Origin of the sequence: Anaerostipes sp. Marseille-Q3525, from assembly GCF_018223505.1 — a bacterium.
GTDB classification, from domain to species: domain Bacteria; phylum Bacillota; class Clostridia; order Lachnospirales; family Lachnospiraceae; genus Anaerostipes; species Anaerostipes amylophilus.
The window spans coordinates 40,652-61,062 of the sequence record NZ_JAGTTT010000003.1 but is presented as its reverse complement, the minus strand read 5'-3'; the positions used below and the strand labels follow the sequence as shown (position 1 = coordinate 61,062).

The window sequence follows — 20,411 nt, the reverse complement described above, 5'->3', positions numbered from 1 at the left end:
ATTGTGATAGTATTAACATATCGGCGAGAGAGAAGATCGCCAAAGTATAATAATCAAGAATATGGAGGAAAATTGATATGGCAAAGAAAGTAGTTATCGCAGGAGCATGCCGTACAGCGATTGGTAAAATGGGTGGAGTACTCAGCACAGTACCAGCAGTAGACATGGGATCAATCGTAATCAAAGAAGCATTAAAGAGAGCAGGAGTTCCAGCTGATCAGGTAGACCATGTATACATGGGATGCGTTATCCAGGCAGGATTAGGACAGAACGTTGCTCGTCAGGCTTCCTTAAACGCAGGACTTCCAATTGAAACACCAGCAGTTACAGTTAACGTAGTATGTGGATCAGGATTAAACTGTGTAAACATGGCAGCACAGATGATTCAGGCAGGAGATGCTGATATCGTTGTTGCCGGTGGTATGGAAAGCATGTCAATGGCTCCATTTGCATTACCAAAAGCACGTTTCGGATATCGTATGAACAACGGAACACTGGTAGATACAATGGTTAACGATGCATTAACAGATGCATTCAATCACTATCACATGATGATCACAGCTGAAAACGTAGCAGAACAGTGGGGATTAACTCGTGAAGAATTAGATGAGTTTGCAGCAGCTTCTCAGCAGAAAGCAGTCGCAGCTCAGGAATCAGGAAGATTCAAAGATGAGATCGTTCCTGTAGAAGTAAAACAGAGAAAGAAAACAGTTATCGTAGATACAGACGAAGGACCAAGACCTGGAACAACAGCTGAATCTTTAGCAGGATTAAGATGCTGTTCAGGAAAAGAAGGTGGAATGGTTACAGCTGGTAACGCATCAGGAATCAACGATGGTGCAGCAGCAGTCGTAGTAATGAGCGAAGAAAAAGCTAAAGAATTAGGTGTTACACCAATGGCTACATATGTAACAGGAGCTCTTGGTGGTGTAGATCCATCTATCATGGGTGTTGGACCAGTAGCTTCTACAAAGAAAGCTTTAGCAAAAGCAGACTTAACAATTGACGATATGGACTTAATCGAAGCAAACGAAGCTTTCGCAGCACAGTCTGTAGCAGTAGCAAGAGATCTGAAATTCGATATGAGCAAAGTAAACGTAAACGGTGGAGCAATCGCTCTTGGACATCCAGTAGGAGCTTCAGGATGCCGTATCTTCGTTACACTGCTTCATGAAATGCAGAAGAGAGACGCTAAGAAAGGTCTTGCAACACTTTGCATCGGTGGTGGAATGGGTTGCACAACTATCGTTGAAAGAGACTAATTAATTATAGATAATTAGGAAAGGAGAATTCTTAGAATGGAATTCGTTACATATGAACAGGACGGTTTTGTAGGTGTTGTAACAATCAATCGTCCAAAAGCATTAAACGCATTAAATAGTGAAGTATTAAAAGAGATCGAAGCAACTTTTGATGCGATCGACTTAGATGCAACAAGAGCCGTTGTATTAACAGGTGCTGGAGATAAATCTTTCGTTGCCGGTGCTGACATCGGAGAGATGAGTACATTAACAAAAGCAGAAGGAGAAGCTTTCGGTAAGACAGGAAACGATGTGTTCCGCAAGATCGAAACATTCCCTATTCCAGTTATCGCAGCAGTCAATGGATTCGCTTTAGGTGGTGGATGTGAGATTTCCATGAGTTGTGATATCAGAATCTGTTCTGAAAACGCAATCTTTGGACAGCCTGAAGTTGGTCTTGGAATCACACCAGGATTCGGTGGTACACAGAGACTTGCTCGTATCGTCGGAGTAGGAAAAGCAAAAGAAATGATCTATACAGCATTTAACATCAAAGCTGAAGAAGCTTACAGAATCGGATTAGTTAATGCAGTATATCCACAGGAAGAATTATTAGCAGCAGCTAAGAAATTAGCTAACAAGATCGCATCTAATGCACCAATCGCAGTACGTGCATGTAAGAAAGCAATCAATGAAGGTCTTCAGGTAGATATGGATCAGGCAATCGTTGTAGAAGAAAAAGCTTTCGGAAGCTGTTTTGAAACAGAAGATCAGAAAGCAGGAATGGGTAACTTCTTAGAGAAAGATAAATCCAAGAAATTAAAAGTTGTTCCTTTCCAGAACAAATAATAATGAAGTTTAATATATTTCCAGTCTGCGGTATCAGCCGCAGACCGGAAAATTACATAGTAAAATAATTTTACAGGAGGAATTATAATGAAAGTTGGAGTAATCGGCGCTGGAACAATGGGTAGCGGAATCGCACAGGCATTTGCACAGACAGAAGGATATGAAGTATGCTTATGTGATATTAATGAAGAATTTGCAGCAAACGGAAAAGCTAAAATCGCAAAAGGTTTAGAAAAACGTGTTGCAAGAGGAAAAATGGAACAGGCAACTGTAGATGCTATCTTAGCAAAGATCACAACAGGTGTAAAAGATATCTGTACAGACTGCGATTTAATCGTAGAAGCAGCTATTGAAAACATGGAAATCAAAAAACAGACATTCAAAGAATTACAGGATATCTGTAAAGAAGATGCTATCTTTGCTACAAATACATCTTCTTTATCAATCACAGAAATTGGTGCAGGACTTGATCGTCCAATGATCGGTATGCATTTCTTTAACCCAGCTCCTGTTATGAAACTGGTTGAAGTTATCGCTGGTATTAACACACCAAAAGAAGTTGTTGATAAGATCAAAGCAATCGCTGAAGAAATCGGTAAAACACCTGTACAGGTTGAAGAAGGTGCTGGATTCGTAGTTAACAGAATCTTAATCCCTATGATCAACGAAGCAATCGGAATTTATGCTGATGGAGTAGCTTCTGTAGAAGGTATTGATACAGCTATGAAATTAGGAGCAAACCATCCAATGGGACCTTTAGCTTTAGGTGATTTAATTGGATTAGACGTTTGCCTTGCAATCATGGAAGTACTTTACAATGAATTCGGTGATACAAAATATCGTCCACATCCATTATTAAGAAAGATGGTTCGTGGAGGATTATTAGGATGTAAAACTGGTAAAGGATTCTACGATTACAGCAAGTAAGAAAAAGAGCTTTTCTTTTGCATCCGGAGATGGTGAACTCCGGATGCAAAAGTTAACTTTATAGAAATCATGATGGAGGAATAAAGAATGGATTTCACATTAAGTAAGAAACATGAAATGGCAAGAACTCTTTTCAAAGAGTTTGCTGAAAAAGAAGTAAAGCCTCTTGCACAGGACGTGGATGAAAATGAACAGTTTCCAGTTGAAACTGTAGCAAAAATGGCTAAAGCAGGATTCTTAGGTATTCCAGTTCCTAAAGAATATGGTGGACAGGGATGCGATCCATTAACATACGTTATGTGTGTTGAAGAATTATCAAAAGTTTGTGGTACAACAGGTGTTATCGTTTCTGCACATACATCTCTTTGTATCGATCCAATCCAGACTTTTGGTACAGAAGAACAGAAGAAAAAATATATCCCAGATTTAGCATCTGGTAAGAAATTAGGAGCTTTTGGTCTGACAGAACCAGGTGCTGGTACAGATGCACAGGGACAGCAGACAAAAGCCGTATTAGACGGAGACGAATGGGTATTAAACGGATCTAAGTGCTTCATTACAAATGGTAGCTACGCAGACGTTTATATCGTAATCGCAGTAACAGGTGTTGTTGAAAAACGCGGAAGAAAGATGAAAGAAATTTCTGCATTCATCGTAGAAAAAGGAACTCCAGGTTTCACATTCGGAACAAAAGAAAAGAAAATGGGTATCCGCGGATCAGCTACATATGAATTAATTTTTGAAGACTGCCGTATTCCAAAAGAAAATCTGTTAGGAAAACAGGGTAAAGGTTTCGGTATCGCAATGCATACTCTTGATGGAGGACGTATTGGTATCGCTTCTCAGGCTCTTGGACTTGCAGAAGGTGCTTTAGAAAGAACAATCGAATATGTAAAAGAAAGAAAACAGTTCGGACGTTCTATCGGACAGTTCCAGAATACACAGTTCCAGTTAGCTGATATGGCAACAAAAGTAGAAGCTGCAAAACAGTTAGTATACAAAGCTGCTATGGCTAAAGCTACTCAGAAAGTATACAGTGTTGAAGCTGCTATGGCTAAATTATATGCAGCAGAAGTTGCTATGGAAGTAACAACAAAAGCTGTTCAGTTACATGGTGGTTACGGATACATCAGAGAATACGATGTAGAACGTATGATGCGCGATGCTAAGATCACAGAAATCTACGAAGGAACATCTGAAGTTCAGCGTATGGTTATTTCTGGAAACTTATTGAAATAGGGAGGTACTTACCGTGAAGATAGTTGTTTGTGTAAAACAGGTACCAGATACAAAAGGTGGAGTTAAATTCAACCCAGATGGTACATTAGACAGAGGTGCTATGCTTACTATCATGAACCCAGATGACAAAGCTGGATTAGAAGCAGCACTTAGAATTAAAGATGAATATGGAGCTGAAGTTACAGTTCTTACAATGGGACTTCCAAAAGCTGACGAAGTTCTTCGTGAAGCTATGGCAATGGGTGCTGACAAAGGTATCCTTGTAACTGACAGAGTATTAGGAGGAGCTGACACATGGGCAACTTCTACTACATTAGCTGGAGCATTAAGAAATCTTGATTATGACCTGATCATCACAGGACGTCAGGCTATCGATGGTGATACAGCTCAGGTTGGACCACAGATTTCTGAACATCTTGATATTCCAGTTATCTCTTATGCAGAAGACATTAAAATTGACGGTGACAGCGTAGTTGTTCAGCGTCAGTATGAAGATAGATACCACATCTTAAAAGCTAAAATGCCTTGCTTAGTTACAGCATTAGCTGAATTAAACGAGCCAAGATATATGACTCCAGGTGGAATCTTTGATGCATATGATGCAGAAGTAACTGTTTGGGGAAGAAAAGACCTTAAAGATGTAGATGATTCTAACCTTGGTCTTGCTGGATCTCCAACTAAGATCGCAAAAGCATCTGACAAAGTAAGAAAAGGTGCTGGAGAAAAAGTTACACTTGATCCAGAAGAAGCAGTAGATTATATCATGGATAAATTAGCTGAAAAACATGTAATTTAGTGAAAAGGAAAAGTGGTGAATAAAATGGGTTTAGAAGAATATAGAGGCGTATACGTCTTTGCACAGCAGGTAGATAACGAATTAAGCGGAATCGCATTCGAATTACTTGGAAAAGCAAAAGACTTAGCAAAAGACTTAGATACAGACGTAACTGCTGTTCTTGTAGGTTCTGACGTTAAAGGATTAGTAGATGATCTTGCAAAATACGGTGCTGATAAAGTAATCGTAGTTGACGATCCAGAATTAAAAGAATACAGAACAGAACCATATACACATGCATTAGCATCTGTAATCAATGAATACAAACCAGAAATTATGTTAGTTGGTGCGACAGCAATTGGTCGTGACCTTGGACCTCGTGTATCTGCACGTGTTCAGACAGGTTTAACAGCTGACTGTACAGTTCTTGAAATCGGTGATTTCCCATTAAGAGCAATCCCAGGAAAAGAACAGAAACATAATCAGTTATTAATGACTCGTCCAGCATTCGGTGGAAACACAATCGCAACAATCGCTTGCCCAGACAACAGACCTCAGATGGCAACAGTTCGTCCTGGTGTTATGCAGAAGATCGATCCTATCGAAGGAGCAAAAGCTGAAGTTATCGAATACAATCCTGGATTTACTCCAGACAACAAATACGTTGAAATCGTTGATATCGTTAAATCTGTTACAGATACAGTAGATATCATGGACGCTAAGATCTTAGTATCTGGTGGACGTGGAGTTGGAGAAGAAGGATTCGGAATGTTAAGAGAATTAGCAGATGTTCTTGGAGGAGAAGTAAGCTGTTCTCGTGCCGTTGTAGATAACGGATGGCAGTCAAGAGATATTCAGGTTGGACAGACAGGAAAAACTGTACGTCCTAACGTATACTTCGCAATTGGTATTTCTGGAGCAATCCAGCATGTTGCAGGTATGGAAGAATCTGATATCATCATTGCAATCAACAAAGATGAGACAGCTCCTATCTTTGATGTAGCTGATTACGGAATCGTTGGAGACTTAAACAAGATCGTACCAGCTTTAACAGAAAAATTAAGAGCAGTTGTTAAATAATCAACTTTTGAGAATTTAATCCTTAAGTAGTCCGCGGTAATTTTATCGCGGACTTTTTATATGTATAAGGAAAAAAACTATTATAAATATTAATAACTAAGAAAAAGATGATTGACATTATTTATGAATCATGATATTATATATGTATATTAAAGTTCATATTTATTCATAGGGCAAACCTGTTGAAAGGCAGGGACGCAAAGCCAAAGGGTCTAAGGTCTTTTTAGAGATTATGACAGCCGGTTGCCACATTTAACATTAAGGGAATGTGATATGGATATTTTATCCTGATAGAGGCAACCGTTATAGATTATGAGATTATTCTATATACGGTTTTTTATTTTTAGGAAATAGGGAGCCTGAAGATAACATTTTGCCACGAGTAAGATATCAATGAGTGGATCCTATAGAGAATATGGAATTTTACATTTCTCACTGATTTGTTTTTGTGAAGGGGTTCGCAGAAAGAATCACTGACAGTGGGTTGCCAGTTTTATGTAGTGAGGATACATGGGGATTTTTCATATTAGCAGAAGTCATGGTGTAGGGAACCATGACTTTTTTGTTATAAAATTTTTTTCTGCGAAACAGGATTATCTTTTGCCTAAAAAGAGTCGATATGATAAAATACAAGGAATAAAAACAAAAAGGAGATAAAGATGGAACATATACAGAAAGACGATATTATCATCAGAAAAGGAATTTTACATATATTAGATAGTCATACAGGTTACCTTGGGCTATCCAGCCAGCTTCTTGATATGGGACCAGATCTTATGGAATTTGTCAGAGGGCATATTTTTAAGATTATGGAAAGTGATGATGCGAAAAGATGTCAGTTTGATGGCAGTGTTTCACCAATTTTAAGTCTGTTAGAAAGCATGGATGAGACTGATGACGAGAGTTTTATTGAGGCAACGAGAATACTTGGAGAAAATTTATTTGACATCATGTGTGATAGCGTTACAATCCCAGCAGGAGATTTACTTTGTGTTACATTTCAAGTTCAAAGTGTAGTTCATCTGGCATTGCTAAAAATGAATTATAAGGTGACATATGTGCATCAGGAAGAAGAAGATGTACAGGCAAATGATATCGTGAAACAAAGAGTTATGCCGACAGATTCGGCAAAACTTACAGAAGCAGTTATTATTGATCTGTCAGAATATAAAGTGCGATTGGTAGAAAAGAAATATGAGATGTTAAATGGAGATAAGATCAATTATCTGTCAGAACGTTTTTTACAATGTTATGCAGACCTTGCACCAAAAAAGAAATTTCAGATTTTAAATAAAGTCATCAATGATATCAACAATCATTATCCAGAAGATGGTATTGCAAAAAGGCTGGATATGAAAAGCCGTTTAAGAGAAGAATTTTCAGAGAATCAGGCGTTTAAAGTTAATGAGATCGGAGATAAACTTTTTGGAAATCATCAAGGAAAGAAACAGGAATTTGATGAGAAGATTGAACGATACGATATGCAGTATGATACGTTTACTGTAGCAAAGGAAAATACAGTAAAGAGACTTGAATATCAGATGCTAGAAACAGATACAGGGATTGAGATTAAGATTCCAATGGAAGAATATAATATGAAAGATAATGTTGAGATCATTGAAGAATCAGGTGGTGGAAGCACGATCATCATTAAGAATATTGAGAGCGTAAAAATTAAATAAAAACAAATCCCGAATCCAACAGAATGAATGGATTCGGGATTTTTAAAATTTGGAAAATTTAAAAAACTATTAAACCTTTTTTGGAAGTTTATTTATTAGATCTTCTCCAGATATGAGCAGTTTCAGCATCTTTGATCAGCTGGTCTCTGAAGTCTGGATGAGCGATGTTAATTAATGCTTCAGCACGTTCCCATGTAGACTTACCTTTTAAGTTAGCCATACCATATTCGGTAACAATATAGTGAGCATTTGCACGAGTATCAGTAACGATAGATCCATTATGTAATGTAGGAAGGATTCTTGAGAATGTCTCACCTTTCTTATTTGTGAAAGTAGAAGACAAGCATACGAAACTCTTACCACCATTAGATAAGTGAGCACCCATAACGAAGTCAAGCTGTCCGCCGGCACCACTGATCTGACGAATTCCTGAAGATTCAGCACTGATCTGTCCATAAAGGTCAATATCTACCGCATTATTGATAGAGATAAAGTTATCAATGGATGAAATAGTAGCAATGCTGTTTGTATAATCAACAGGAGCACTCATGCATGCTGGGTTATCATTTAAATAATCATATAACTTCTTAGTACCTGCTGCGAAAGCATATGTCTGACGATAACGATCGATGTTTTTATTAGCTCCAGTAATCTTACCAGCTTTTGCAATATCAACGAACGCATCAACATACATTTCTGTATGAACACCCAAGTCCTTTAAGTCAGATTCTGCGATCAGAGATCCAACGGCATTTGGCATACCACCAATACCAAGCTGTAAACAAGCTCCATCAGGAATCTGATCAACGATCAGTTTTGCAACTGCCTGATCAACTTCAGTCGCAGCTCCTCCGCCACCTAATTCATCGATTGCTGGATTATTTCCTTCAACGATCATATCAACTTTGGAAATATGGATTCCTTCTTCAAATCCTCCAAGGCAACGAGGCATATTCTCATTAACCTCAACGATAACGCATTTTGCTTTCTCAAGCATAGCAGCTGTATGAGATGCACTAGGACCAAAGTTGAAATATCCGTGAGCATCCATAGGTGCAACCTGCATCATAACGACATCAGTTTCTGGAAGATAATCACGATAGTAGCTTGGTAATTCAGAGTAACGAATTGGTGCATAGAAAGAGAATCCTTCATTGATCCATTTTCTTTCTAAACCACCCATGTGCCAGGAATTCCATGTGAAATGTTCCGCTGGATTTTCAATCTGAGTGATTGCCAGTGGGCGCATAACGATACCACCATGGATCTGGATATTTTCAAGATCTGGCATACGTTTTGCCAGTGCTTCATCTAAAGCTACTGGAGTTGTTACGCACCATCCATATTCCAGACGGTCTCCAGATTTTACAACCTTAACTGCTTCATCTGCTGTTGTTAATTTTTTTTGATATTCTTGCGTGAATGACATAATAAGTCCTCCTAAAAATAAATTAGATGAAATCTAAGTTTCATTGTTAACACACTAGTTATATTTTATCATTTTGAATGTGTAAGTACAAGAGAAAATGTTAAAAAATTATCAAAGTATCTTAAAAAAACCAAAAGAATTATGAAAATTGATTCTATAAAAATACATAAAAGTATAAAAAAACAGTAGTTATTTTAGAAAGATTGTACTATAATAGGAAGTTGTATTTAGGAGGGATAAAACAAATGGAAAATAAAAAACTAACATGGAAACATTATCTTGGAATTGCAGTTGTTGCGGTACTGGTAATCTATTTTGTGATTGGTTTTTACTTCAGTAAGAAATTCTTCTGGGGAACTAAGATCAATGGAATGAATGTTGCTGGAAAGACAGCAGATGAAGTTGTTGAGATTTTTAATAAGAATGCAAGTGACTATTCTTTAACTATCAAGGAAAGAAAAGGAAAGACAGAAACATTAACAAGTGATCAGGTTAAAACCAAGTTTGAAGGTGCCGATGAGATTAAACAGATTAAAGAAGATCAAGGATCATTTGGATGGATTAAAGGACTATTTGGTACAGAACATTATGACAATGTGACAATGTATTCTTATGATACAAAGTCTTTCAATAAAGCATATAAGAAACTAGATGCATTCAATAGTAAGAAGATGATCAAGACGGCGAATGCAAAACCAGTATATAAAGATGGAAAATTCATCATCCAGAAAGAAGAGGAAGGAACAGAACTTAAGGAAGATATAGCAGCAAAGAAGATTGGACAAGCTGTCAAAGATGGAATTCCTTCAATTTCTCTGGATAAAGAGAACTGCTATAACAATCCAGAATATACATCTAAGAGTGACAAGCTTGTAAGTCTTACAAAAGAGATGAACAAGAAGTTAAAAGGAAGTATTACATATAAATTTGGAAAACAGGTAGTTGTTCTTGATAAGAATACATACAGTAGCTGGTTAAAGATCAAGAAAGATTATTCAGGATATAAAGTAGACAAAAATGCAATGGAAAACTGGCTATTAAAATTTATGTATAAATACAATACACAGTATGGATGGCATAAGTTTAAAACACATGATGGACGTACAAAGAAGATCTATGGTGGACCATATGGATGGCGTATCAGTAAAGACAAAGAAATGGCTTCTGTAAAGAAGATGTTAAAAGAAGGAATAACAGAAACAAGAGAGCCATACTGGAGAGAAAAAGCGAAAGTCTATGATGGTGTTAACGGAGATATCGGAGATACTTATGTAGAAGTAGATATGGGTGCACAGACTGTTTATTATTATAAAAAAGGAAAATTAAAATTTGCGACAGCTTGTGTTACTGGTAAGCTTACAGCAGACCGTAAGACACCAGAATGTGTTGCGTATATTCTTTATAAACAGCCAAGTGCGACATTAAGTGGACAGGGATACAGTTCTGACGTTAAATACTGGATGCCATTCATTGGCAATGTAGGATTCCACTCTGCACCATGGAGAGGATCCTTTGGTGGAAGTGAATATGTTTCTAACGGATCTCATGGATGCGTTAACCTTCCAACATCTTCCGCAGCAACATTATACAAATTAGTAAGCCAGGGTGACCCGGTTGTAACATACTATTAATAAAAATACAGGGGAGTTTGCCAATAAACTTCCCTGCTTTTTTATTGTTGGTGGAGAATCCTTAAAAACAGGACTCATTAATATAAGCAAATAAAAGGAAATAATGAAATGAGAATTACTATGACAGATTGGATCCATCAGGTATTGGATGGATATATCAAAGAAGGAGACTGCTGCATTGATGCAACGATGGGAAAAGGTGGAGATACTTATTATTTATGCAGTAAAACAGGAATAGATGGAAAAGTATATGCCTTTGATGTGCAGGAGGATGCATTAAGACAAACAAAAGAAAAGTTAGATAAGCATGAAATGAATGCAAAACTGATCCTGGATGGACACGAACATATGAAAAAGTACGTCAAAGAATCAGAAGTATCCTGTATTATGTTTAATCTTGGCTATCTTCCGGGTGGAGATCACCATCTTGCAACGAAGACAAACACAACGATTGAGGCAATACAAGCAGGGTTTGAGCTGCTAAAAACTGGTGGGATCATGAGTATCTGTATTTACAGTGGAGGAGATAGTGGATTTGAGGAACGAGATGGTGTACTTGAATACTTAAGTCAGCTGGATGACCGTAAATATTTTATTGCAAGACAGGACTTCCCGAACAAGAGAAACAATCCGCCAATGCCAGTATTTATCATAAAATTATAATAAAGAAACAATGGATTCCATATACTTGTATTATATTGAATTTTCGATGAATAAAAAGAAAGGTATGAGGATATGAAAACCATAGTTTTTGTTTTTTTATATATGATCATATGCAGTGTACAGATATATTCGATATCAGCAGACGAATTAAATTTAAATGCAAAGGCAGCTGTGATCATGGATGCTGAAAGCGGCAAGATTCTCTATGGAAAATCTAAGGACCAGAAAATGCCAAATGCAAGTACGACAAAGATTTTGACGTGTTTATATATTTTAGAACATTGTGATATTGAAAAGAAGGCTAAAGTTTCCAAAAATGCTGCAATACAGCCGAAAGTAAGATTAGGGGTTAGAGAAGGAGAAAGTTATAAAGTGAAAGATCTACTTTATGGACTGATGCTGGAATCTTATAATGATTGTGCAGTAGTGCTGGCAGAATACGCCGCGGGAAGTGTAGAAAAATTTGAAAAAAGAGTCAATCAGTTGGCAGGAAAACTTGGAGCATCCAATACACATTTTGTAACACCAAATGGACTGGATGGGACAGACAAGAACGGAAGGCATGAAACAACCGCACAGGATTTGGCAAAGATTATGGCATCTTGTATTAAGAATCAGCACTTCCTTGAAATTACACAGGCAAAACAGCATACATTTACGGATGACAGTGGGAAGAGAAGGTTTACCTGTAACAATCATAATGCATTGTTATCTACTATGCAGGGAGCTATATCTGGGAAGACAGGGTATACTTCGAAAGCGGGATATTGCTATGTCGGAGCAGTGAAGCAGAAAAATATGACGATGACACTTTCAGTTCTTGCAAGTGGATGGCCGCCACATAAAACCTATAAATGGAACGATGTAAGAAAGCTGGTCCAATATGCCACAGATCATTACGAGAAACGAGAGATTGTTGCAGATACAAGTAAGATCAAAGAGATTTATGTAAAAGATGGCTTAAAACAAAAAGTCTTATTAAAAACAGGAAATCTGAAAGTTTCATTTCTGGTAAAGAAAACGGATCAGATAAAGGTTGAGAGTATTTTGCCTTCATACGTTGATGCCCCTGTGAAAAAAGGGCAAAAGATTGGAGAAATTCGATATCTGGTCAATGGGAAAAGTCAAAAGGCCATACCTGTTTACACAAAACAGAACATAAAACGGAAAGATTACTGGTACTATTTTGAGAAAATCATTCAAAGATTTACGCTGACACGAGAATGTGCTATGATAAAACAGATAAGATAAATGCGAGGAGGCGAAACAATGCTGTTTTTAGAATATCCAAAATGTAGTACCTGCAAGAAAGCAAAGAAATGGTTGGATGAACATGGCGTATCCTATGAAGACCGCCATATCATCGAAGACAATCCAACAGCCGAAGAACTAAAAGACTGGCATCAAAGAAGCGGACTGCCGCTGAAACGATTTTTTAATACAAGTGGCATGAAATACCGTGAACTTGGATTGAAAGATCAATTACCAGAAATGTCAGAAGAAGAACAATATAAATTGCTTGCAACAGACGGAATGTTAGTAAAACGACCACTGATTGTAGGAGATGATTTCGTGCTGATCGGATTTAAAGAAGCACAATGGAAGGAGACATTATAGATGAATCGAGCAAATGCATGGACAACATATGAAGAAGCAGATTTAAAGGCGTTAGAAGAACTTTGTAAGGAATACAAAGATTTCTTATCCAATGGAAAGACAGAAAGAGAATGCGTGGCACAATCTATAGAACTGGCAGAGAAAGCCGGATATCAGGATTTAGAAGAACTGATCAAGAATCAGACACCATTAAAAGCAGGTGATAAAGTTTATCGCACATGGATGGAGAAAACGATCGTATTATTCCAGATTGGAGAAGATGCGATCGAAGACGGATTAAATATTTTAGGAGCCCATATCGATTCCCCAAGACTGGATTTAAAACAAAATCCATTATATGAAGATACAGAGATGGCATTATTAGACACACACTACTATGGTGGAGTCAAAAAATACCAGTGGGTTACACTTCCAATGGCATTACACGGAGTTGTAGTTAAAAAAGATGGAACAAGAGTCAACATCTGTATTGGAGAAAAAGACGAAGATCCAGTAGTGGGAATTACAGATCTTTTAATCCATTTATCAGGAAAACAGATGCAGAAGAAAGGGAATGTGATCGTAGAAGGAGAAGACCTTAACGTTCTGATCGGAAGTAAACCATTAAAAGACGAAGAAAAAGAAGCAGTTAAGAAACAGCTGTTACAGTTATTAGATGAAGAATACGGAATAGAAGAAGAAGACTTCTTATCCGCAGAGATTGAAGTCGTACCAGCAGGAAAAGCAAGAGACTTTGGATTAGATCGCAGCATGATCATGTCCTACGGACAAGATGACAGAGTCTGTGCCTATACATCCTTAGCAGCTATGTTAAATGTAGAAGCACCAAAGAGAACATCCTGCTGCATCTTAGTAGATAAAGAAGAAATCGGAAGTGTTGGAGCAACTGGAATGCACTCTAAATTCTTTGAAAATACAGTCGCGGAAATCTTAGCCTTAACAGGAGATTACAATGACCTGAGATTAAGAAGAACCCTGCAGAATTCCTACATGCTATCATCCGACGTAAGCGCAGCCTTCGATCCAAACTATCCAAGTGTTATGGAGAAGAAAAACTGTGCATATTTCGGAAAGGGCTTAGTATTAAACAAATACACTGGAGCCAGAGGAAAATCAGGATCCAATGATGCAAACCCAGAATACATCGCCCAGTTAAGAAAGATCTTTGATGATGCAAAAGTAGCGTTTCAGACAGCTGAACTTGGAAAAGTTGACGAAGGAGGCGGAGGAACGATCGCTTACATTCCAGCAGCCTACAGCATGAATGTCATCGACTGTGGCGTTGCAGTTCTAAGCATGCATGCACCATGGGAAATCACAAGTAAGTCCGATATCTATGAAGTGGAAAAAGGATATGAGGCATTCTTGAAGAATTGTAGATAAAATTTGATAAGATATGTGAAGATAAGCTGATATCACAGAAATATGTGGTGTCAGCTTGTTTTAATATAGGGGGGATATGATATAGTATAAAAAATGGATATCTTTTGAAGATGGCCTGGGCGAATGTGCAAAGAGATGAATATAAGTTAGCTGAAATGGCATTAGATCAGCTCATCTTGGAAAATTTAAGATTTCCTCAATTCCAGCAGATTTATTTTTTAAGAATAATTGTAGCGGTAGGAGAAGGAGAGAAACAAAAGAAGCCAAAGATGGAACATTCAATAATACCGAAATAGTATCTAATACATTAAAGTATAAGAAGAATTGCTCTATCATCTGGCACAGAACCGTATGAACACGTCAGCACTTAATGAGCAGTGACGATAGTCGCTGTCGAATTTAGTGTCTGTTACGTGAGAATCCGAGTGAAAACGCGTTCCGAGCCAGATGATAGATCAATTCTTCATTTATAGCCTAGATAGTATCAATCAATCTATTTCGCTGGAATGATCTCAATCCAATACCCATCCGGATCATTAATAAAATAAATCCCCATATCATGGTTCTCAAAACAAATACATCCCATCTTCTCATGAAGTGCATGCGCCTGATCAAAATCATCTGCAGTCAAAGCAAGATGAAATTCCTCATCTCCAAGATTATAAGGCTCTTTTTGATCACGCATCCAAGTAAGCTCTAATAAGAAATCAGAAGAGTGATCGCCAAGATAAACGATCTTAAAACTTCCATCAGAAGAATCCTTTTCGCGGACAACGTCAAGTCCTAAAGCTTCTTTATAGAATTTTAAGCTCTTTTCAAGATCTAAAACATTAAAATTAAAGTGATTAAATTGAAACATAAAAACATCCTTTCTTATTGTACTGTAATCATTTGAAAATGAATAAAAAATGATTACAAATCTTAAAAAAAATTTAAATTTATCATATCAGCATATTTATATGTTTACAAGAAGAAAATGCAAAGATATAATAGAAAAGAACAGGCGGAAAGAAAGGAGCAATATGAAATCATTTAAATTAAGATGTAAAAAATTATGTGCAGTCGTATTAATGATCGTGACAGCATTTGGATTCTCATTTGCAGCACCAAAGACTGCGAAGGCTGCCAATACAAAGTATTGGATCAAAGTTAACAAACGGGCAAATGTAGCAACTGTTTATCAGTTAAAGAGAGGAAAGTATAAACCGATCAAAGCATTTTTGGTTTCCTGTGGAGGATCTAACACACCATCAGGTACTTTCTATACACCAGCCAAATATCGCTGGCAGACATTGATGGGACCAAGTTATGGACAGTATTGTACAAGGATCCATGGAGGAATCCTCTTCCATTCTGTATGGTATTATCAGAAAGATAAGAGAACACAGTCAACGGTACAGTTTAATAAACTTGGGCAGACGGCATCTCATGGATGTGTCAGATTATCAGTGGCAGATGCAAAATGGATCTATGATAACTGTGCACTGAGAACAAAAGTTACTGTATACAGCAGCAAGAACCCAGGACCTCTTGGTAAACCAAAAGGAATCAAAGTGTCAACATCCAGAAGAATGTACTGGGATCCAACAGATCCAGATAAGAAGAATCCATATCGCAAACAGAAAGCAACGATCAGTATTTCATCAAAGAAAGCTGCGACAGCAGAGTATGGGACTTCTTATAATATAAAATCTGGTGTAACAGCAAAAGATAAGATCACAAAGAGAAGTCTTACAAGCAAAGTTACATACGGAGTAACAAAATACAGCAATGGTAAGTATAAGAAGGCAAAATTCTCAACAAAATCACTTGGAACATATCGAATCAAATATGCTGTAAAATCTTCTTTAGGAGTTACAACAACAAAGACATTTACAGTGAGAGTTGTTGATACAAAGGCACCAGTGATCACAGCTAAGAATCGTACAGTGAATATCAATACAACCAATGCAGTCAGCGGTGTATCTGCGAAGATGAAAAGTGGTAAGAGTGTAACAAGCAGCATGAGTGTGAAGATTAAAGCACCAGGTGCAAGCAGCTACACAACATACAGCTATGCCAAAGCAAAAGCATACAAATTTACAAAAGCTGGAACATATTATGTACAGTATGTTGCGAAGAATGTGAACAAACCAAATCGTGCAGCTACAAAAACTGTTAAGATCACAGTTTTAGGTGATGCAGTGATCAAATCACCAAAAACAGTGACAGTGACAGTGAAAGATTCAGCAACAGATGATCAGATCAAGAAAGCAGTATATGAAGCAGTATATGAAGCAATTACGATCACAGACAATGGAACAACTGTAAAATCAACTGCAGCAACTGTAACAGTTTCAAAAGATACTGAAACAGGAGTTATTACAGCAACAGTTTCTTACAAAGGAAAGAATGGAAAGACTGTAACATATAAAGTTACAGTAACAGTAAATGTAGAACAGGAAGCCCAACAATCCGCAGAAGAGCAGACTGATCAGCCAGTTGAACAGTAATTATAATTTAAGAGAGGAAATGTATCTGGAAATGATGCATTTCCTCTTTATAATTTTTGAAGTTTTTTAGCAGGATAGTTGACACGACATTTCAGTATGATAAAATAAAAAAGATTAAAGAATTTATCAGCTGGCATAAGCAATAGGACAGTCAGCAAGAGATAGATACGGCTAGGAGGAATAAAATATGGCAACACCTTATAACCATAAGGCAATCGAACAAAAATGGAGAAAACACTGGCAGGAACATCCTGTCAATGTAAATGACGGTAAGAAACCAAAATATTACTGCTTAGACATGTTCCCATATCCATCAGGAAGTGGACTTCACGTAGGTCACTGGAGAGGATATGTGATCAGTGATGTATGGAGCCGTTACAAACTGTTAAATGGATATTATGTCATTCATCCAATGGGATGGGATGCATTCGGACTTCCAGCAGAGAACTATGCGATCAAGATGGGAACACATCCTCGCATTTCTACAGAAGCCAATATTAAGAACATCAAACGCCAGATCAACGAGATTTCAGCAATCTATGACTGGGATATGGAAGTTAACACAACAGATCCTGAATTTTACAAATGGACACAGTGGATTTTCGTAAAGATGTTCAAGAAAGGTCTTGCATATGAAAAACAGATGCCGATCAACTGGTGTCCATCATGTAAGACAGGACTTGCAAATGAAGAAGTAGTTAATGGTAAGTGTGAACGTTGTGGAGCAGACGTTACAAAGAAAAACTTAAGACAGTGGATGTTAAAGATCACAGCTTATGCAGATCGTTTGTTAGCAGATCTTGATAAACTTGACTGGCCGGAGAAAGTTAAGAAGATGCAGGCAGAGTGGATCGGTAAGAGCCATGGTGCAGAAGTTAACTTTAAGGTGGACGGAAGAGATGATGAGATCACAGTATACACAACTCGTCCAGATACACTACATGGAGCAACATTCATGGTATTAGCTCCAGAACATGAGCTTGCGAAAGAACTTGCAACAGATGAGACAAGAGAAGCAGTAGAAGAATATATTTATCAGGCATCATTAAAATCATCCGTAGACCGTATGCAGGATAAAGAAAAGACAGGTGTATTTACAGGAAGTTATGCGATCAACCCAATCAATGGAGCAAAAGTACCAATCTGGTTATCTGACTATGTACTTGCTGATTACGGTACAGGAGCGATCATGTGTGTACCAGCTCATGACGATCGTGACTTTGAATTCGCTAAGAAATTCAACATTCCTATCATCCAGGTTATCGCCAAAGATGGTAAAGAGATCGAGAACATGGAAGAAGCTTACACAGAAGCATCAGGTATCATGATCAATTCCGGAGACTGGAATGGAAAAGAATCTTCTGAATTAAAAGAAGAAGCACCAAAGATCATCGAAGAGATGGGAATCGGTAAGAAGACAACAAACTACAAATTACGTGACTGGGTATTCAGTCGTCAGCGTTACTGGGGTGAACCAATCCCTATTGTTCATTGTCCAGACTGTGGAGCAGTTCCGGTACCAGAAGAAGAATTGCCATTAACATTACCAGAAGTAGAGAAATACGAACCAACAGGAACAGGAGAATCTCCATTAGCAGATATCGAAGAATGGGTAAACTGCAAGTGTCCTGTATGTGGCAAAGATGCCAAACGTGAGACAAATACAATGCCTCAGTGGGCTGGATCTTCATGGTATTTCTTAAGATATATCGATAACAAGAATAATGAAGAATTAGTATCCAGAGAGAAAGCAGATAAATATTTACCAGTTGATATGTACATTGGTGGTGTAGAGCATGCCGTATTACATCTGTTATATTCAAGATTCTACACGAAATTCTTATGTGATATCGGAGTGATCGACTTTGACGAGCCATTCCACAAACTGTTCAATCAGGGAATGATCACAGGTAAAAATGGTATCAAGATGAGTAAATCTAAAGGAAATGTTGTATCTCCAGATGATCTTGTAAGAGACTATGGATGTGACTCCTTAAGAATGTACGAACTGTTCGTCGGACCACCTGAATTAGATGCAGAATGGGATGAGAGTGGTATTGACGGAGTGCATAGATTCTTAACAAGATTCTACAAACTCGTTATGGACCAGAAAGATAAAGGTGTAAAAGCTGATAAAGAATTATTAAAAGTTCGTCATAAACTGATTTATGATATTACAACACGTTTAAATAACTTCAGCTTAAATACTGTTGTCAGTGGATTCATGGAATACACAAATACATTAACAGCAATGGCTAAAAAAGATGGAGTTGACAAAGAAACTCTGGAAGATGCAGTTGTATTACTAGCACCATTTGCACCACATATCGCAGAAGAATTATGGGAAGCAATGGGACATGAGGATAGTGTATTTGCTGAGACATGGCCAACATATGATGAAGAAGCAATGAAAGAAGACGAAGTAGAGATCGTTGTTCAGATCAATGGTAAAGTCAAAGGAAAACTTGTCATTGCTGCAGAAGAAGATAAAGATTCTGTTCTTGCGAAAGCAAAAGAAGTTCTTGGAGATAAATTAAATGGAAACATTGTAAAAGAAATTTATGTACCAGGAAGAATCGTAAATATCGTTCAGAAATAAAATGATACAAATGGCGCAGATAACGATGAAAAGTGTCTGCGCTATTTTTTCACTTAAAAATCAGAAAGGTTATAATATGTATACATTTGACAGTAGAATCCGATACAGTGAAATCGATAGAAGCGGAAGGCTATCAATTCCGGCAGTAGTTGATTATTTTCAGGACTGCAGTGCTTTTCAGTCAGAAGAATTGGGTGTTGGAGTAGAATATCTTGCAAATAAAAAACGTGCATGGATCTTGAATTCTTGGCAGATCGTCTTTGAAAGACGACCAGAAGAATGTGAAAATATTATAGTTGGAACATGGGGCTCTGGATTTGATAAGTTCCATGCGACAAGGAATTTTATTATGGAGACAACAAAAGGTGAACGATTAGCGTATGCCAATTCAATTTGGGTATATATAAACACAGAAACAGGAATGCCAGTCCGACCAGGACAGGAAGAAATAAATGTTTACAAATTAGAAACTCCGTTAGAGATGGAATATGAACCAAGAAAGATCAAACTATCCAGAGAATGGGAAGACAAAGAAGCAGTAAAGGTACAAAGAAGTTGGATCGACAGCAATGAACATGTCAATAACAGCTGGTATGTAAAGACAGCATTTGAGCAGCTGCCCCAGGATTTAGAGGTCAGACAACTTCGTGTGGAATACAAAAAACAAGCATATGAAGGAGATATTTTATATCCAAGATATGCAAAAGAAGATAACAGAATACTGGTCAGCATGTGTGATGCGAACCAAAAACCTTATGCAGTGATCGAGTGCAGATAACGGAAAATACAGATACTTAATTAAAA

Annotated in this window: 17 protein-coding genes and 1 riboswitch; of the genes, 15 read left to right on the top strand and 2 right to left on the bottom strand. The window is 37.5% G+C overall.

The window, feature by feature from the left end:
- Nucleotides 1-77 precede the first annotated feature (77 nt).
- The 7 genes from KE503_RS02565 (at nucleotide 78) to KE503_RS02535 (ending at nucleotide 7,793) form a co-directional block, all read left to right on the top strand.
- On the top strand, nucleotides 78-1,262 hold the full coding sequence (locus tag KE503_RS02565; protein WP_009204510.1) for an acetyl-CoA C-acetyltransferase: 1,185 nt from the start codon (nucleotides 78-80) through the stop codon (nucleotides 1,260-1,262).
- Between the two features lie 36 nt (nucleotides 1,263-1,298).
- On the top strand, nucleotides 1,299-2,090 hold the full coding sequence (locus KE503_RS02560) for an enoyl-CoA hydratase-related protein (RefSeq protein ID WP_009263924.1): 792 nt from the start codon (nucleotides 1,299-1,301) through the stop codon (nucleotides 2,088-2,090).
- Nucleotides 2,091-2,177: 87 nt separating this feature from the next.
- The gene (locus KE503_RS02555; RefSeq protein ID WP_212384403.1) at nucleotides 2,178-3,017 is read left to right on the top strand and encodes a 3-hydroxybutyryl-CoA dehydrogenase; all 840 of its coding nucleotides are present in this window, start codon (nucleotides 2,178-2,180) and stop codon (nucleotides 3,015-3,017) included.
- Nucleotides 3,018-3,104: 87 nt separating this feature from the next.
- A complete protein-coding gene (locus KE503_RS02550) occupies nucleotides 3,105-4,256 on the top strand; it encodes an acyl-CoA dehydrogenase (RefSeq protein ID WP_008392576.1) in 1,152 nt (383 codons plus the stop codon).
- Between the two features lie 13 nt (nucleotides 4,257-4,269).
- Complete coding sequence (locus KE503_RS02545; protein ID WP_009263922.1) at nucleotides 4,270-5,052, top strand: electron transfer flavoprotein subunit beta/FixA family protein; 783 nt, start codon at nucleotides 4,270-4,272, stop codon at nucleotides 5,050-5,052.
- A 24-nt stretch (nucleotides 5,053-5,076) separates the two neighbouring features.
- Entirely contained in the window at nucleotides 5,077-6,111 is a 1,035-nt protein-coding gene (locus tag KE503_RS02540) for an electron transfer flavoprotein subunit alpha/FixB family protein (RefSeq protein ID WP_039861946.1), read from the top strand.
- 162 nt (nucleotides 6,112-6,273) lie between these two features.
- Nucleotides 6,274-6,362, top strand: a riboswitch (cyclic di-GMP riboswitch).
- Nucleotides 6,363-6,770: 408 nt separating this feature from the next.
- Nucleotides 6,771-7,793 (top strand): nucleoid-associated protein, encoded by a 1,023-nt coding sequence (locus KE503_RS02535; protein ID WP_055196834.1) that lies wholly within the window; start codon nucleotides 6,771-6,773, stop codon nucleotides 7,791-7,793.
- 88 nt (nucleotides 7,794-7,881) lie between these two features.
- Here the strand turns inward: KE503_RS02535 and KE503_RS02530 are convergent, their stop codons facing one another.
- Nucleotides 7,882-9,222, bottom strand: a complete 1,341-nt coding sequence (locus KE503_RS02530; RefSeq protein ID WP_212384402.1) for a butyryl-CoA:acetate CoA-transferase — start codon at nucleotides 9,220-9,222, stop codon at nucleotides 7,882-7,884.
- A gap of 245 nt (nucleotides 9,223-9,467) precedes the next feature.
- Between KE503_RS02530 and KE503_RS02525 the strand changes: the two genes are divergently transcribed.
- From KE503_RS02525 to KE503_RS02505, 5 genes are all read left to right on the top strand, one after another.
- On the top strand, nucleotides 9,468-10,853 hold the full coding sequence (locus KE503_RS02525; RefSeq protein WP_212384401.1) for a L,D-transpeptidase family protein: 1,386 nt from the start codon (nucleotides 9,468-9,470) through the stop codon (nucleotides 10,851-10,853).
- A gap of 120 nt (nucleotides 10,854-10,973) precedes the next feature.
- On the top strand, nucleotides 10,974-11,516 hold the full coding sequence (locus KE503_RS02520; protein ID WP_117944669.1) for a tRNA (mnm(5)s(2)U34)-methyltransferase: 543 nt from the start codon (nucleotides 10,974-10,976) through the stop codon (nucleotides 11,514-11,516).
- A gap of 72 nt (nucleotides 11,517-11,588) precedes the next feature.
- The gene (locus tag KE503_RS02515; RefSeq protein ID WP_022375246.1) at nucleotides 11,589-12,767 is read left to right on the top strand and encodes a D-alanyl-D-alanine carboxypeptidase family protein; all 1,179 of its coding nucleotides are present in this window, start codon (nucleotides 11,589-11,591) and stop codon (nucleotides 12,765-12,767) included.
- Nucleotides 12,768-12,785: 18 nt separating this feature from the next.
- Nucleotides 12,786-13,133, top strand: a complete 348-nt coding sequence (locus KE503_RS02510; RefSeq protein ID WP_212384400.1) for an arsenate reductase family protein — start codon at nucleotides 12,786-12,788, stop codon at nucleotides 13,131-13,133.
- Nucleotides 13,134-14,516: an aminopeptidase gene (locus tag KE503_RS02505; protein WP_022375248.1), complete on the top strand. Its 1,383-nt coding sequence runs from the start codon at nucleotides 13,134-13,136 to the stop codon at nucleotides 14,514-14,516.
- A gap of 493 nt (nucleotides 14,517-15,009) precedes the next feature.
- On the opposite strand, the gene KE503_RS02500 is transcribed toward KE503_RS02505, so the two are convergent.
- Complete coding sequence (locus KE503_RS02500) at nucleotides 15,010-15,375, bottom strand: VOC family protein (RefSeq protein ID WP_022375250.1); 366 nt, start codon at nucleotides 15,373-15,375, stop codon at nucleotides 15,010-15,012.
- 163 nt (nucleotides 15,376-15,538) lie between these two features.
- On the opposite strand from KE503_RS02500, the gene KE503_RS02495 reads away from it, so the two are divergent.
- The 3 genes from KE503_RS02495 to KE503_RS02485 all read left to right on the top strand — a co-directional run bounded on the left by KE503_RS02495 (nucleotide 15,539) and on the right by KE503_RS02485 (nucleotide 20,385).
- On the top strand, nucleotides 15,539-17,008 hold the full coding sequence (locus KE503_RS02495; protein WP_081019997.1) for a L,D-transpeptidase family protein: 1,470 nt from the start codon (nucleotides 15,539-15,541) through the stop codon (nucleotides 17,006-17,008).
- 187 nt (nucleotides 17,009-17,195) lie between these two features.
- Nucleotides 17,196-19,607: a leucine--tRNA ligase gene (gene leuS, locus KE503_RS02490; protein WP_055196843.1), complete on the top strand. Its 2,412-nt coding sequence runs from the start codon at nucleotides 17,196-17,198 to the stop codon at nucleotides 19,605-19,607.
- Between the two features lie 76 nt (nucleotides 19,608-19,683).
- Entirely contained in the window at nucleotides 19,684-20,385 is a 702-nt protein-coding gene (locus KE503_RS02485) for an acyl-[acyl-carrier-protein] thioesterase (RefSeq protein WP_055197196.1), read from the top strand.
- Nucleotides 20,386-20,411 lie beyond the last annotated feature (26 nt).